This window comes from Enterococcus sp. ARL09-542 (assembly GCF_005234805.1).
GTDB lineage: Bacteria > Bacillota > Bacilli > Lactobacillales > Enterococcaceae > Enterococcus_D > Enterococcus_D gallinarum.
On sequence record NZ_QPQX01000008.1, the window covers coordinates 118,375 to 133,961 of the forward strand.

Genomic DNA, 15,587 nt, shown 5'->3' on the forward strand with positions numbered 1-15,587 from the left:
AGCCGTTCGTCATTCTTTTTTCTCCATCGCCGCTTTTAATGCTGCAGCCAATGGACTTTCTTGCGGTTCTTCCTGATTGATCTTTTGCATCAACCGGCGTTCTTCATGTTTGGTCAATTTTTTGTTACGCTCTTTCTTATCTGCCATTTTCTCGGTGATCCCATCGAACTTGCAACGGAAGAAAGCACCATTCTTTCCTTCAATGATCTCCATCTTTCGATGACATTGTGGACAGCGATGGTTAGACACTTTAGGATCTTTACGACGACGATACTTACAGGTTTGACTTGAACAAACATAGATCTTGCCATCTCGGGTACTCTTTTCCCTTAATGGTTCCCCGCATTCAGGACATCGTTTTTGCGTTAAGGAAAAGTCTTGATATTTGCTTTCGCTTTGCTTGATTTCTTTGACTAATTGCTTGGTATGTTTTTCTATCTGAGCAAGGAATTTTTGTTCCGAGTATTTTCCTTTAGCGATCAGTTCTAATTCCTTTTCCCATTTCTCCGTCAATTCCGGAGTGACTAAAGATGGGTTGACTAGCACCAACAACTGCTTGCCTTTTGGCGAAACTTGTAAACCGCTAGGTGTTCGCTCCATCAACTCTGACTTGATCAATTTCTCAATGATCTCAGCTCTCGTTGCAGGCGTTCCTAAGCTATGTTTTTCCATTTTGCCTAAGAGCGTACCTTCATTCAATGGTTTCGGCGGCGTCGTTAGTTCCTTTTGAATACTGAATGTTGGTTTGACACTCATTTGTTCCTGCCAAGAAACAGTGGTTGCTTCTTCTTTTGACTTTTTCCAGCCTGCCTCGATCACAGTGTTATGGGTAAAGACAAACACTTCATTACCAAATTTGACTGTAACTTTTTGCTGCTGCTTCTTATGCGGTTTGGCAAAAAGCATCAAAAAACGTTCAACGATCATTTGATAGATTCGCTGTTCGTCATTACTCAATTTTTCATAACGTGCCCGTTGCTCTGTAGGCAACAAGGCATGGTGATCCGTAACTTTCTTATCATTAAACACAGCTTGCTGCTGAACTTGACCGCCATTTTTCAAATAGCTTTTGACTTCAGGAGCAAAATCGGCCACTGCTTGCAACCGTTCTTTCATCGTTGCTTTCATGTCACTGGTTAAGTATTTTGAATCAGTCCGCGGATACGTGACGATTTTATGGGTTTCATACAAGCTTTGGACCAATGACAACGTTTTTTTGGCAGAAAAGTCATAGCGATGATTGGCTTCTCGCTGAATCTCCGTCAAATCATAGGGTAAAGGAGCCGCTTCGGTTTTGATCTTCTCTTCAATAGACGCAACACGGCCATTTTGCTGACTCATCTTTTGAACCAGTGCTTCGGCTTCGCTACGGTCTTTCAATTGATAAGGATTGCTTTGTTGCCGCTTTGCTTTACTGTCGCCCACTTCTAAGTTGATGACATAATAGGTTTGGGGGCGGAAACCTTCAATCTGTTTCTCTTGTGCGCGAACCAAAGCAAGCGTTGGTGTTTGAACTCGGCCAGCGCTTAAATTATCCTGATATTTCACTGTTAAGGCACGGGTCACATTCAAGCCGACTAGCCAGTCTGCTTTTGCCCGAGCAATGGCAGAATGATACAAGTTATCATACTGCTTCGCCGGCTGCAACTTTGAGAACCCTTCTTTGATAGCCTTAGGGGTCTGAGAGGAAATCCAAAGCCGCTTGACAGGTTTGTCACAGCGGACCCACTCTAAGATCCATCGGGCCACCAACTCGCCTTCTCGTCCTGCATCGGTAGCGATCACGACTTCCGACACATCTTTGCGATGTGCCAGTTGTTTGATTGCTTTCAACTGATGCCCCGTCTTAGGCAATGGTTTGATCCCGATCGTTTTGGGAACCATCGGTAATGTTTCCATCTGCCACGAGGCCCATTCTTTGTTTAAATCTTCGGGCATTTTTAGACCTAATAAATGACCAAGGGCCCAAGTAACGATTACCTTGGGTCCTTCGTAATAATTTTTATTTTTTTGATTACAACCCAATACTTTGCTGAGGTCTTTGGCAACGCTTGGCTTTTCCGCTAGAATTAGTTGTTTCATAAAAATCTTTCCTGCTTTCATCGACGACTTGTTGGTATTCTTTAAGTAGTGCCAACCCAATATATTGTTGGAGATAATCGTCGCATTCTTCACACCAGCGTTCTTCGCCTTCATTCCAAAAAGCCGTCATAAAGTTGGTTTTTGCATTTATGTACGAATACTCTTTCCGAATCTCGTGCCATTTTTCTTCGTAAAATGACTGTGCTTCCGCAAAAGATGCAAATGTGAACGCCTCTTGAATATCTGCCTGCCATCCTTCAAAAAACCACCATGGCTCGTTATCACCATACATGACTATTACTTGATACATCCCATCGCTCCTCTCAAGATTCCTTTCCCATATTAGTCACTTTTACCAAAAGTTGCAAGGAATAAGTCTCAACAATTAAGCACCCTTTAAAAAATTCAAAAAATCATCGTTTTTTTATGTTTTTATACTGTCTCTTAAGATGACATCAAAATGATGTTACCCTTAGTCTAGCATAGAACACAGGGAATGTGAATATAACAAGAAAAGATAACAACTCTACATAGGTGAAATTATTTTACTTGGAAAATTTTTTTATGGCAAGAACAATTATGTTACACTAAACAAAAAATCTGTTAGGAGTTGGCGCGTTGATGTACCTTAATCAAATTACTTTTCCTGATCGTGAATCCGAAGGGTCATTTTTTGCGGGGATTATGCGAACTGTCTATGATTCCTATTACCCCTATCAAGTCTTGTCAAAGAACGCCTTTTCTCAAATCGATTTTGAACCAATCACTATCCTTTACGGAGGCAACGGTTCAGGAAAAACCACCGCACTGAACGTCCTTGCTGAGAAGATCGGCGCGCAACGGTCCGCCGCTTATAATCGTTCCAACTTCTTTGAAGATTACCTTGATCAATGCCATTGCATAGTTACCAACGAACCTAAAATCAAGCAAATTTTGACCAGCGATGACGTATTCGACTATATGCTCGACATTCGCAATTTGAATCAAGGCATTGATCGCCGCCGAGAAGAAATCTTCGACGAATATTTTGAAGCCAAATATGCAAATTTTCGTTTTAAAGGCTTTGAAGACTATGAGAGATTAAAAAAAATCAACCTCGCACGTTCCAATACACAATCGAAATTCACACGTAAAAATCTGATGGATAATGTCCGTGAATTCTCAAACGGAGAAAACGCGGCAAGCTTTTTCCAAGAAAAAATCGTGCCTAATGGACTGTATCTTTTAGACGAACCAGAAAATTCACTGTCGGCCCAACGACAAATTGAGTTAGTCGCATTTATCGAAGACATGACCCGCTACGAACATTGTCAATTTGTCATCGCTACCCACAGCCCTTTTGTCCTCTCCATCAAAGAAGCAAAGATCTACGATTTGGATCAAAAGCCGGTGGATGTGCGTCGCTGGACACAGTTGGAAAATGTTCAGACCTACTACCGCTTTTTCCAAATGCATCAAGAAGCTTTTGAAGATGAAAAAAGACGTACCGATCAATAAGAATCTCCTAGAATCACATAGAAAACGATCCGAAAGATCATGCCTGCAAATCCATACAGGCATCACTGATCATTCGGATCGTTTCAATTATCACTGCTGCAATCGTTCGAATCGTTTAGACATATTGCAATTCTTTTGCTTCTTGGTAAGCGGCATCGATCAAGCCACCGCCAAGACATTCCATGCCATCATAAAAGACCACTGCTTGTCCTGGGGTGATTGCCCGAACGGGTTCATCGAAGATCACTTCGGCACGGTCATTATCTAGCAAGCGGACAGAGACGCCGACATCTTGTTGACGATAACGGAATTTGGCTGTGCACTTGAATTCACTTGGACGATCCGTGTCTGTCGTAAAGTGGATTTGACTTGCTTCCAACCGATCCGCATACAATGCTGGATGGTGGAATCCTTGTCCCACATACAATGTGTTTGTTGCTAAATCTTTGCCGACAACAAACCACGGTTCTTGTGAAGTGCCGCCGCCACCGATTCCCAATCCTTGACGTTGGCCGATGGTATAGTACATCAGACCATCATGTTGTCCTTTGACTTCACCATCTAATGTGACCATGTTGCCTTTTTTTGCTGGCAAGTAATTGCTTAGAAATTGTTTGAAATTCTTTTCACCGATAAAGCAAACACCTGTAGAATCTTTTTTCTTAGCTGTTGCTAAACCAGCTCGTTCAGCAATGGCCCGTACTTCAGATTTTTCCATGCCGCCTAAAGGGAACATGGTTTTACTCAATTGTGCTTGCGACAGTTGGCTCAAGAAATACGTTTGGTCTTTGTTGCTATCCACTCCGCGCAGCATATGGGTAACCCCATTTTCATCCGTTTCGACTTGAGCATAGTGTCCAGTTGCCACATAATCAGCACCAAGATCCATGGCATAATCTAAAAAGGCCTTGAATTTGATTTCTTTGTTACACATAACATCTGGGTTTGGTGTACGTCCAGCTCGATATTCAGCTAAGAAATATTCGAAAACGCGGTCCCAATATTCTTTTTCGAAATTGACTGAATAATAGGGAATGCCGATTTGAGCTGCTACTTTAGCCACATCTTTGTAATCTTCCGTTGCAGTACATACACCATTTTCATCGGTATCGTCCCAATTTTTCATAAAGATCCCGACAACATCATACCCTTGTTCTTTCAGCAAAAGTGCTGTTACCGACGAGTCCACCCCGCCACTCATTCCAACCACCACACGGGTGTTTTCGTTAGACATGATTTTTCACCATCATTTCAATTATAGATTCTGAAATCATCTACGATTTGAAGGTCGCAACTTTTCAGTAATTTGCATTATACAACAGATTGGCAAAAAATTCACGGAGAGTTTCATCGGTTTAGCTTTTCCTGTAAAAAACTTAGATACTTCTTTAAATTCAAAAAAACCTTTCCCACATAAATAGTTCCTCCGACAGCTGCTGCTTAAGCCTAATGCTAGCCTGCTTTCAAGCAAAAAGAAACTATCATAAAATCGTATGAATTTCTTCATAAAATACAGAAATGTCTGTTGCAAGGATCAGCTATACTCCTCTTAGATAATGACAAAAGGGGTAACAGAACATGAACAATCACGCAACGACTGACCGCAGAAATAGAAAAAAGCCAAAAAATTCCGTCAAAAAAAGTATTCTTGTCTTACTGATCATTGTCGCCGGTTCTTTCCTTTTACGACAATTAGTCTTTGAAAGAGTAAAGCATTCCGACTCACAAGATATCGTATTATTGCCAAAGAAATTTTCAGAGCAAGCCAATCAAGTGCTGCAAGAAGTGCTGCCGAAGTCCCAACAAGTCCCTTTGATTTTGCAAAGAGACGAACGTTGGGGGATGAAACGTTACGGCTCTGGGGAACAGCAAAATACCTTTGCCGATAATGGTTGTGCCATCGCATCTTTAGCAATGATTGATTCTTTTTGGCGAAATCAGGCACCAGAACCAGACAATATTCTCAACTGGGCAGGCAACCAATTTTATCTTGCTGATCAAGGAACTAGCTGGCAAATCTTTCCTCAGTTTGCCGAACATTTTGGCTATCAATTCTTAGATCTGGGAAATTCTTTCGAGGAAGCTTACAAGATGATTCAGCAAGGATTTCCCGTCATTGTCTCCGTACAGCCGGGAACATTTACTACCACAGGCCATTTGATGGTATTGGCTTTGAATAGAGAAGGGGGGATTCAAGTGCTTGATCCAAATGATTCACCAGATAAAAACCACTACAAAAAAACTTTCTCTAATGAACTGCTTGCTGCTGAAGGATTGAATTATTGGTGCTTTTGGCTTTGATTTTCAAAAGCAACTTACAGACTTGCACTGTTGACTGAGAACCATCAAAAAAAACAGACTAGCCGATTAGCTAGCCTGTTTTTATATTTGCCGTAATTATTGAACTCGTGGTTCGTTGTTTTCTTGGATACGGCTGGCAGTTTTGTTGAATGCGCCTTTGGCTTTACGTGTTTGTTTTGAAGCAAATTCTCCAGTTGTTTCTGCAGCACTGCTAACTTTGTCTTGAACAGTTTCTGAATCTTTTTCGAATTGTTCACGAGTTTTAACATCTGCTACATTAACGTTCACTTCGATAACTTCCAAGTTTGTCATTTTGTTGACTTGTGTTGAAACGACTTCTTTGATTTGGTCGTAAATGGCAGTCATGTCGCTACCGTATTCTGCTACGATATCTAAATCTACGGCTACTTGTTTTTTACCAACTTCAACGTTGATACCGGAAGTAACATCATCCGTATTCACTAATTTTCCTGCGATATTTGAGAAGAACCCACCATCAACCGTTAATAGTCCATCTACGGATTCTAGCGCAATCCCGACAATCTTTTGAATTACTTTATCTTCGTAAGTCAATTCTCCTTTAACACCTGCAGTAGTTGTTGGTTTTACTTGATTTTCCATTGTACATTCCTCCTATATCTTCATAAAAATTATAATAATAAATGTTACCGATCACTAACGCCGCGGCTTTTGAAATTGATCAAAGAAACCGATCTCTTTGAGGTAGAAGCCAAGGTAACCTCCTAGTGCTGTAAAAATCAGTAGTAGCAATGTTTTCAAAAAGCCGACTGTCAGAAAGAGAATTGCTAGTATCAGTCCTAATGCAGCAAAGATAACCGGGATCTTATTTTGTTCGAACCATTTGTTCATCATTTCTCCTCCTAAACGACACGGGGTTGTGTGTGATGTTCTCTTGTTTCTTCAGCGTCTTTCAAGACAACTTCTGTTTGTATATCATGAGTGACACCGAATAGCGTTTGAAGCTTACTGCTGATCTCACCAACCAATGCTTCTTGTTGTTGCGGGATGGCTGCGGTCTGTTTCATTTCTCCATCGATCATGACTCGGACTTTATTCTTGATAATCTTGACCTTCACTGATGGCGAATGGATAAAATCAGCTTGTTGGACATTCTTTAAAACAAAATGTTCCATGGCTTTCTTTTGAATCACCAATTCCCCGGATTTTTGCTGGATAACCAAACGATCCGAACGCTTTGGAAAGAACAAGACAACGAAAATACCAATGATCGTCAGCAGTGCAAAGCCGACACATGTCCAAAACAAAAACATGCTCATGGAAGCTCCGACCCACGGATACTCACGCAGTGGAATCAAGTAGAATGGTAAATCTACCGCTTGCTGATTCTCAATCATGCCAAAGAAAAAGACGAGCAACAATAACAGTAACCCAATGATCATGATCACTTTAGAAATCTTACGCATAGGCAACCTCCTTTACTACTTTCTATTTAAAGCATACACATTTCTTAAATATCCTTCAAATGATAAACCTTGAAACCGATTATTTTTTCATTCTATGACCAATGTTCAGCTTACTAGAAGCAGAAATTTTGTCTTGCTATTATAACTATTGTTAAAAAGATATATGACTATAATTCTTTAACCGACTGTTTTCCTTGTTATTTCTCAATGAAACGTTTGGTGTATTTCTGCTTGTTTGGCTTGAAAGATCCTTTCTAATTGGTTTTCGGAAATTGGTCGTCCAAACGGCCAAGGTTGAGGAAGGAATGCTAATTCCGGCGCATCGACACCGACATTGATATTCTCAGCGATAGGCAAACTATGATGATGGATATGCCCATGAAGGTTACGGCTATTCTTTGTCATTCCCAATAGCATCGGATAATGACTCAAATAATACTGGTGATGATCAAATTTTAACAACAGACCGACATCCGCAAAAGAAAACTTCGGCTCTCCGGAAATTCCGGGATCGTGCTTTGCTAGATAACGAAAGAGTGCGCGTATCATGGTTGCCTTTGATAAAAGCGATCTTTCCTTGCAGCCGTACTAATAGCGCTAAAAGCTCTGCAAACCCCGCTTCATGTTCGGGATGGAGTGCAATATCTCCTAGATGGTAGACCGTATCTTGTGCTTGAACCACCTGATTCCAATTAGCGACCATGACTTCATGCATCTCTGAGACAGACGTAAACGGACGTGGGGCAAAATCATTCGAACCTAATAGTTTTTCGTGAAAATAATGAGTATCTGATGTAAAATAGCGCATCTTCTCTTCCTTTCTCAGGGTAAATGTTTTACATATCTGTCAGTATACGCTTAGCCTAAAAAGAAAACAGCAAACAAAAGCCATGATTGAAGTCACGATCTTTCCTTCAACTGTAACAAAAAAACAACCGAACGATTTCATTTCTGCCAAAGAGCAAGGGACAAGTCACAACAACATCCACATTGATAGTGTGGAACCGCTAACGTAGTGGATTAGCGCTAGCCTCCACACTCGCTACTGTGGACGATCCAACATTGTCCACGGAATAATTTGTTCATGATTGTCTTCCAGATACACTTTTGAAACGAAAATCTTTTGGTTGCTTTTCCTAAATAACGGATCATTTTGTTCGCGATGGTTTACGCTTTGATGAATAATCCGCGACTAATAAACCCATCCATCAAGAAATAAAATTTTTCTTGCAGCATTTTGTGTTGCGGGTCTTTAAAGATGTTGACTGCTTTCAATCCATTGGCTGTCGTAATCGACATCTTAAACGTTTTGATGTCCTTTGCGACGGTGATTTTTAATTTAAAGCCTTCTTTACTTTGCGGAGTTGCTTCCAACCCGCGGATCAGTTGGAAATTGCCACTGTTTGTTTCAGTAAATCCATTGTCCCGCAGTGTATACTTTTTTGCTTCTGGTGCTAATTGGTAGCGGGTCTCTGCACCTAAGACAGTTGTTGTTGTTTCAAATGCCATTTGCTTTCCACCTCGTTCGACGTTTTGATTTCCGAAAAAGCTTCTCTAGAAAAAATACAAGTGCTTTTTTCTAGAGAAAGTCTCTTTGCTATCCGGTATTTCTTTCTTCAGATTATCATGAATGGTTGCATGAGTGCCAGTTTTTTTTTGCTTTCTGCTCTCTTTTCGCTTATCTAGGAGCAGCCCCTTCGATTCCTCTAAAAACACGAAACTATGGGTACTACTTCTTCGTTCCTAAAACGGTTCGAGCAAGTAATTCTGCAAAACTATGGACCTCTTCTTCTGTGTTACCAAGACCAAAACTGATCCGCACAGATTCTCCCACAGCGGGATGCTCTTTGCCATACATTGCTTCTAAAACATGAGAAGGTTCCACGTTCCCTGCGGTACAAGCTGAACCCGTCGAGATCGCAATGCCTTTTAGATCCAATTTCATCAACAGTAGATCACTAGTAACACCAGGAAATTGCAGATTGATGATGTGAGGCAGCTTGCTATCAGGATCTCCATTTAAACGGTAGTCAACGCTTTGCTCTTCCAAAACAGAAAAAACTTGCTTAGCAAATTGCTGATACGTCTCACTGTACGCACGCTGTACTTCTGGAGTCAGCAAGGAAACAGCTTTTGCCATACCTACGATCCCTGCCAAATTTTCTGTACCGGCACGGCGCTTTTCTTCTTGCTCACCACCGTGTAAGAGAGTGGGTAGTGACAAGCCGTCTCGTTTGTACAAGAAACCAACGCCTTTAGGTCCGTTGATCTTATGTGCTGAAATACTCAACAAATCGATGCCATACGCAGCAGGATCAATGGGCAGCTTGCCGTAAGCTTGTACGGCGTCCGTATGAAAAACAGCGGCGTGTTCTTTTAGCAGTTCGCCAATTTCTTGGATCGGCAAAATATTGCCCGTTTCATTATTGGCGAACATAATTGAAACGAGGATCGTATCTGGACGTAGTGCCGCTGCTACTTGTTCTGATAAGAGCTGTCCTTTTTTATCGACAGGTAAGTAAGTGATCTCGAACCCTTGCTTCTCCAAAAACTTCATGCTTTCGATGACTGCTGGATGTTCGATCGTCGTAGTAATGATGTGTTTTCCTACTGCTTGTTTTGCATACGCGGTGCCGAGGATCGCTGTGTTGTCGCTTTCCGTTCCGCCACTATTAAAAATGATCTCGTGGGCTTTGACACCTAACTGATCGGCGATTACTTGTCGCGCTTCTTCTAGCTTGGTATGGGCATCCCGACCGTACCTATGGATACTGGAAGGATTGCCAAAAAATGTCGTCATTGTGTCATTCATGGCTCGAATGACAGCCGGGTGCATCGGCGTCGTTGCTGCATGATCTAAATAAACCATTCGTTTCACCTATCCTTTATTAAAGCCATTATAACAAATCTAAACCAACCGTCTATCCCTAACGATTGATTTTCCGGTAGTTTAAAAGAATAGCAAAAAACAGCAAGCAGGTTTTCTTCTGCTTGCTGCGAATGATTTGGTTCTTCAATGTATTTTTTTAGAAAAAGTAATCACTTATGCGTTCTCACCAGGTTCAGAGGCGATCACCGTCAGTTCTCCCTGTAATGTCCATTTTTTGATTGGATTAGGCAGAATACAGCTTGTTCCCATCTTCAATTCATAGGAATGACCATCGATCACAAGTTGACCATATCCGTCAATCACGGTCATCAGAGTATAGTCTGCTTGTTGTTCCAGATTCAATTTGCCACGAACTTCCCATTCATAAACATTGAAAAATTCGGTTTCCAGATACGTCACGATTGCCGAAGATCCTTGCTTGATTTCACGAATCGACAGTTCTGGTGCTTTAGCGGGCACAGTCGTCACATCAACAGATTGTTGGATATGCAGTTCTCTGGTCTTGCCTTGATCGTCTGTCCGATCATAGTCATAAACCCGATAAGTGGTATCTGAACTTTGTTGTGTTTCCAAAATCATGATGCCTTTACCGATTGCATGGATCGTTCCGCTTGGCACATAGAAAAAGTCGCCTTTTTTAACAGGAACTTTCGTTAATAGATCATCCCAACGGCCGTCTTCGATCATTGCTTTTAATTCTTCTTTGGTTTGTGCGTGGTGGCCATAAATGATCTCTGCCCCAGGTTCTGCATCAATGATGTACCAGCATTCTGTCTTGCCTAGTTCACCTTCATGTTCCATGCCGTACGCATCGTCTGGATGCACTTGCACAGATAGATCGTCTTCTGCATCCAAGATTTTGATCAGCAAAGGAAATACCGGCGCCTCCGAATGACCAAACAATTCTTGGTGATCCCGCCATAAGTCTGCTAATGTCTTCCCTTTAAATGGGCCGTTTTCAATCACGCTGACACCATGAGGATGTGCACTGATCGCCCAGTCTTCACCGATCTTATCATTTGGCAGATCAAAACCGAAAACAGAATGTAAACGGCTACCGCCCCAAATTTTTTCTTGAAAAACAGGTTTCATAAATAATGGTTCCATAGTTGATCCCCTCTCTATTGATTCGCTAATATTATAGCACGAAAAACTTCAACGAACGGATTCTTTTAAATAACTTTGTACAATTTGATCCCGATGTTTCAGATAGCTGTCTCTGTGATCCTCTGGATGTACGCGATTCGAAAGAAAAATAAATGCTTTGCCATCAGAACCAATCAAAAGGAAGGTCCCTGTATACCCTGTATGATAGAGGTGTACAGGCGTACCTTTCAAGTCCCAGCCGATTGAGCGATGTCCTGTTTCAGATGGCGTATGGTCTAGATATAGTCTTTCCAGTATATCTGCTGAAAGAAAAGATTGCGTCGCTGTCTGACCTTTCTTCAACATCATTTGTACAAATTGAGTCAAATCATCAATGGTTGAAAACAGCCCTGCGTTTCCGGCATGTTTGCCCAAAACTCGTGCTTTGGGATCATGGGTGATTCCTTTCAGAACAGTCCCATCTTCTTGGCGCTGAGTGGCTGCTACCTTGCTTGCTGCCGGCAAAGGAGGAAACCCACTGTTGGTCATTTCTAGCGGTTGCAGAACCTCCTGCTGGAAGATCTCGGTGACAGAACAGCCAAAAAGTTCCTCCAACATGAAGCCTAGAAGAATCGTGCCCGTATCCGTGTACTGGACTTGCTTGTCAAGCTGTGGTCCGCTTTGGACTCGAAGATACGCGTGACGCAGCTCTTCAGCAGACAATTGATCGCGGCGAGGAATCCAAGTCTGGATATCGGAGGTGTGGGTTAAAAGATGTCGTAACGTTACTTTCTGATCAGTAAAAGCAGGCAAATAGCGGACCAGAGGGTCATCGATTGCTAGGACTCCCTGTTCCCATAGTTTGAGAATCACCGTCGTCGTACAAACCACTTTCGTCAAAGAAGCCACATCAAATAGGTGTTCCGTCGTAAGTGATTCTATTTGGGGCTGCCGAGCCGCGTAGCCTAAACAATGAGTCTCCATTTGCTCTCCATGGATGAATCGATAAACAACTCCCGGTAAGACGCCCTCCTGTTGCTTTTCAGCGATTAGCCGAATCGTTTCTGGATACATACCAGTTCCTCCTTTCGTGCGCCTCTAAACTGTTTTGATTATACCAGTCAGGCCCTAATTGCACAAAAAAATACAGAAGAGATTTCCAGAGAAATTCTTCTGCATCTTAGTGGTGAATCGCATTATTTATTTGCAACGAACCACCATTCGATCCCGATGGTATCGTAGGTAGTCAGTAAGTTTTTCTTTTTATCAATAAAGAATTCTTGCTTGCTGTCAGTCAAATGAGCTTCCAAAGTCAATAAGTCTTCTTTATCAATAGCGATCTTCAAAAAGTCCAATCCCAATACCTCATGTGTCGGTAAATCGATGGTTCCGCCTTGGCCTTCGATCAAACCAACTTGAAAATCATCTTCATTCAAATGTAAGAAACCATCTGCTTCTTTGGTCGTCAAACCTAACAGCTCTTCCAAAAAGTCGCGTTCTTTCGCTACATCACTGACATTCAGATGAATTTGGTTGAAGCGAGCTTTGCTTGATAACAGGACTACCTCACTTGGTGCAGCTTCGATCAATGCTTCAAGCGTTTTTGGCAAATCTGTTTCTTGAGTGCCTTCGTAAAAAACTTCGATTCGGTTTTCTTCAGGATCAGCCAAAACAACTGCGATTTGACTTCCTTCAAAAATAGATTCTTCAAAAGTCGCAGACTGTTCTTTCGCTTTTTTACAAATTGCTGCCAGTTCTTCTAAGGAAGCGACGGTCAAGCGGATCCGTTGCATTTTTTTGATTTCCCCAAAATGATCATTGGCCCGTGGACTTTCTTCTAGCCAGATGACTTCACCTTCTGCACCTTTGAAACCCAAAATGGCTAATTCGTTTTCTTCCCGTTTCAAATCAAAACCTAGAACATCACGATAAAAAGCAATCGCTTTATCCCGATCTTTTACTCGAATCGCGATTGTCCGCAACTTTGTGCTCTTCCCCAATACAAAATCTGTCATTATTTCTCCCCCTATATATGTATGCGTTTATCTATGCATTTGTCCTTATTGTACTGATAAACCGTTATACTAGCAAATGAAATCCTTTATCATTCTACCATTATCAAGCATTTTTTTTTTTGACAAAAAAATAGATTTAACGACAAAAAAGGTCACTGAACTTCTTTTTTTGTGGTTAAATCTACCTTTATTCATTGAAGGAAGGCTGTTTCTTTCATTCTTCTGATCTGAGTACCGTTTTTTTCTAATCGGTCGGTGATACTGACAGTTGCTACTCCGCTCATAAGCGCTTTTTTAGCACTGACTAACTTTGGCAACATCCCGCCAGTGATCACCTTCTCATTGATCAATGTTTTTATGTCAGTCAATGAGACTTGCTGCAGCCACTGGGAGTCTTTCTTGATTCCCGGTACATCTGTCAGCAGAATCAATCGTTCTGCTCTCAGACTGCTGGCAACTTTACAAGCGACTTCGTCCGCATTGATATTCAGCCACTGGCCTTCGGCTGTGATCCCAAGTGGGGCAAGGATCGGTATATGATTGCCTTTGATCAGCAGCTGAAGCAACTGCTGATTTATAGTCTTAGCCTTCCCAACATAGCCAAGTGTGGCGTGATTGATCATTTCCCCTTGGATCAACTGATCACAGCCAGCATTTAAGCCGATTGCCTGAAATCCAGCTTGCTGAAAATAAGTCGTGATCATTGGCTGGACTTGTCCCAGCAAAACCATGCGAGTGATCTCAAGAGTTTGCGCATCCGTTACCCTCAAGCCTTCTTTGATCTGAATCGGCAGTGACAATTTCTGCAGCATTTCCGAGATATAATGGCCGCCACCATGAACAATCACGATTTTCTTTCCTAGAGCTTGCCATTGTGCGACTTGTTCAAAAAAAACGGGGGTCAGATTATCTGAAGCAACACCACCCATCTTGATGACAATGATTTCCATATGTTCTTCCTCCTGTTGGATCTTGTGGCGATTTTTTGATTCTTACAGCCAATGATTCCGATTCTATTCGTTTGATACCTCCATGAGATAGGCATTACGTATGATAGAGTGCATTGATTTTGACATAATCATACGTAAGATCACAGCCCCAAGCTTTCCCGCGACCGGCCCCTTCTTGTAAAATGACATTGATTTTTACTTCTGAGGCTGTCAAGCGTTCTTCCATCAGTGTTTCATCGTAGTCAAGGGGGGATCCTCCTGCAAAAACCGGGATCGCCGCTAATTCGATCGCCACATTGGCAGGATCGATTCTTTGTCCGCTATACCCAATTGCACAAAGGATCCGGCCCCAATTGGGGTCTTTTCCATAGATTGCTGTTTTCACGAGTGGTGAACCTACGATCGTTTTACTGATCATGCGGGCAGCTAAGTCGGTGGGAGCCCCTTTTGTTTCAGCTTCAATCAGTTTTGTCGCTCCTTCACCGTCTTTAGCGATGGCTTTGGCCAATGTCGTTAAGACTGTCTGTAGCATTTTTTGAAATTGCTTATAAGCAAATGTATTTTCTTCAATCGGCGGATTGCCCGCTTGCCCATTTGCCAGCACCAATACCATGTCATTGGTGGAGGTATCGCCATCTACTGTGATTTGATTAAAAGTGACTTCCGTGAGTTTTCGCAGCAATGACTGCAGAAGGGACGGTGCAATAGCGACATCGGTAGTGACGAATGCCAACATTGTCGCCATGTTTGGATGAATCATCCCTGAGCCTTTGGCGCAACCTGCCATGGTGACAGTGTGGCCCGCAATCTCCGTCTGAATCACTTGATTTTTTTCAACAAGGTCTGTCGTTAAAATGGCCTTCTGAAATCCGGTAGGACTGCCAGAATGACTTAATTGACGAATCCCAGCAGCAATCGTTGCCATCGGTAGTGGTCGACCAATGATTCCCGTAGATGCCACCGCCACCTCTTCTGAGGCCACTCCGGCTTGTGCTGCAGCCAAAGCGATCATTTCTCTGGCATCTGCTATTCCTTGTTCTCCAGTACAAGCATTCGCATTCCCGGAATTCACGATCACTCCCCGAAGCTTTCCTGTTTTCAACTGTTCTCTTGTTACTAGGACGGGGGCCGCTTGTACTTGATTGGTTGTGAAAACTGCGGCGGCACTTGCCGGAACTTCAGAGAACAACCAGCCAAGATCGGCTTTTCTTTTTTTCACCCCACAATGGATGCCATCTGCATAAAAACCTTTTGGTGAAACAATTGTCCCTATAATTTCTTTCATGTTACACGCTCCTTATTCTGAACTAATCGAATTCCC

General features: G+C 42.2%; 15 protein-coding genes and 1 pseudogene. 2 read left to right on the forward strand and 14 right to left on the reverse strand.

Annotated elements, in window-relative coordinates; all coding sequences use genetic code 11:
* Positions 1-9: 9 nt before the first annotated feature.
* Positions 10-2,082, reverse strand: a complete 2,073-nt coding sequence (locus DVW06_RS10365; protein ID WP_005470120.1) for a DNA topoisomerase III — start codon at positions 2,080-2,082, stop codon at positions 10-12.
* Positions 2,015-2,392: a DUF1033 family protein gene (locus DVW06_RS10370; RefSeq protein ID WP_137264619.1), complete on the reverse strand. Its 378-nt coding sequence runs from the start codon at positions 2,390-2,392 to the stop codon at positions 2,015-2,017. Before DVW06_RS10370 ends, DVW06_RS10365 begins: the two co-directional genes overlap by 68 nt.
* A 311-nt stretch (positions 2,393-2,703) precedes the next feature.
* On the opposite strand from DVW06_RS10370, the gene DVW06_RS10375 reads away from it, so the two are divergent.
* On the forward strand, positions 2,704-3,579 hold the full coding sequence (locus DVW06_RS10375; protein ID WP_005470119.1) for an AAA family ATPase: 876 nt from the start codon (positions 2,704-2,706) through the stop codon (positions 3,577-3,579).
* Between the two features lie 115 nt (positions 3,580-3,694).
* Here the strand turns inward: DVW06_RS10375 and mnmA are convergent, their stop codons facing one another.
* On the reverse strand, positions 3,695-4,813 hold the full coding sequence (gene mnmA, locus DVW06_RS10380; RefSeq protein WP_003128164.1) for a tRNA 2-thiouridine(34) synthase MnmA: 1,119 nt from the start codon (positions 4,811-4,813) through the stop codon (positions 3,695-3,697).
* A 344-nt stretch (positions 4,814-5,157) separates the two neighbouring features.
* On the opposite strand from mnmA, the gene DVW06_RS10385 reads away from it, so the two are divergent.
* Positions 5,158-5,880: a C39 family peptidase gene (locus DVW06_RS10385; protein WP_003128163.1), complete on the forward strand. Its 723-nt coding sequence runs from the start codon at positions 5,158-5,160 to the stop codon at positions 5,878-5,880.
* A gap of 96 nt (positions 5,881-5,976) precedes the next feature.
* Here DVW06_RS10385 and DVW06_RS10390 read toward each other — a convergent pair whose 3' ends face one another.
* From DVW06_RS10390 to argJ, 11 genes and pseudogenes are all read right to left on the reverse strand, one after another.
* Positions 5,977-6,501, reverse strand: coding sequence for an Asp23/Gls24 family envelope stress response protein (locus DVW06_RS10390; RefSeq protein ID WP_003128162.1), 525 nt, complete (start codon positions 6,499-6,501; stop codon positions 5,977-5,979).
* Positions 6,502-6,555: 54 nt separating this feature from the next.
* Positions 6,556-6,750 carry a DUF2273 domain-containing protein gene (locus tag DVW06_RS10395; RefSeq protein WP_029486300.1) on the reverse strand — a complete coding sequence of 65 codons (195 nt, stop codon included), beginning with the start codon at positions 6,748-6,750 and terminating at the stop codon, positions 6,556-6,558.
* 11 nt (positions 6,751-6,761) lie between these two features.
* Positions 6,762-7,325 carry an alkaline shock response membrane anchor protein AmaP gene (amaP, locus tag DVW06_RS10400; RefSeq protein ID WP_137264620.1) on the reverse strand — a complete coding sequence of 188 codons (564 nt, stop codon included), beginning with the start codon at positions 7,323-7,325 and terminating at the stop codon, positions 6,762-6,764.
* Between the two features lie 204 nt (positions 7,326-7,529).
* Positions 7,530-8,133: pseudogene (locus DVW06_RS10405) on the reverse strand (metallophosphoesterase).
* Between the two features lie 359 nt (positions 8,134-8,492).
* On the reverse strand, positions 8,493-8,834 hold the full coding sequence (locus DVW06_RS10410) for a DUF1831 domain-containing protein (RefSeq protein WP_003128156.1): 342 nt from the start codon (positions 8,832-8,834) through the stop codon (positions 8,493-8,495).
* A gap of 220 nt (positions 8,835-9,054) precedes the next feature.
* The gene (locus DVW06_RS10415) at positions 9,055-10,194 is read right to left on the reverse strand and encodes a cysteine desulfurase family protein (RefSeq protein WP_003128155.1); all 1,140 of its coding nucleotides are present in this window, start codon (positions 10,192-10,194) and stop codon (positions 9,055-9,057) included.
* A 174-nt stretch (positions 10,195-10,368) separates the two neighbouring features.
* Positions 10,369-11,322 (reverse strand): mannose-6-phosphate isomerase, class I, encoded by a 954-nt coding sequence (manA, locus tag DVW06_RS10420; protein ID WP_003128154.1) that lies wholly within the window; start codon positions 11,320-11,322, stop codon positions 10,369-10,371.
* 48 nt (positions 11,323-11,370) lie between these two features.
* The gene (locus DVW06_RS10425; protein ID WP_003128153.1) at positions 11,371-12,375 is read right to left on the reverse strand and encodes a serine hydrolase domain-containing protein; all 1,005 of its coding nucleotides are present in this window, start codon (positions 12,373-12,375) and stop codon (positions 11,371-11,373) included.
* A 122-nt stretch (positions 12,376-12,497) separates the two neighbouring features.
* Positions 12,498-13,316, reverse strand: coding sequence for a VOC family protein (locus DVW06_RS10430; protein WP_003128152.1), 819 nt, complete (start codon positions 13,314-13,316; stop codon positions 12,498-12,500).
* A gap of 191 nt (positions 13,317-13,507) precedes the next feature.
* Positions 13,508-14,266, reverse strand: a complete 759-nt coding sequence (argB, locus tag DVW06_RS10435; protein WP_003128151.1) for an acetylglutamate kinase — start codon at positions 14,264-14,266, stop codon at positions 13,508-13,510.
* 94 nt (positions 14,267-14,360) lie between these two features.
* Complete coding sequence (argJ, locus tag DVW06_RS10440; protein ID WP_003128150.1) at positions 14,361-15,551, reverse strand: bifunctional glutamate N-acetyltransferase/amino-acid acetyltransferase ArgJ; 1,191 nt, start codon at positions 15,549-15,551, stop codon at positions 14,361-14,363.
* Positions 15,552-15,587 lie beyond the last annotated feature (36 nt).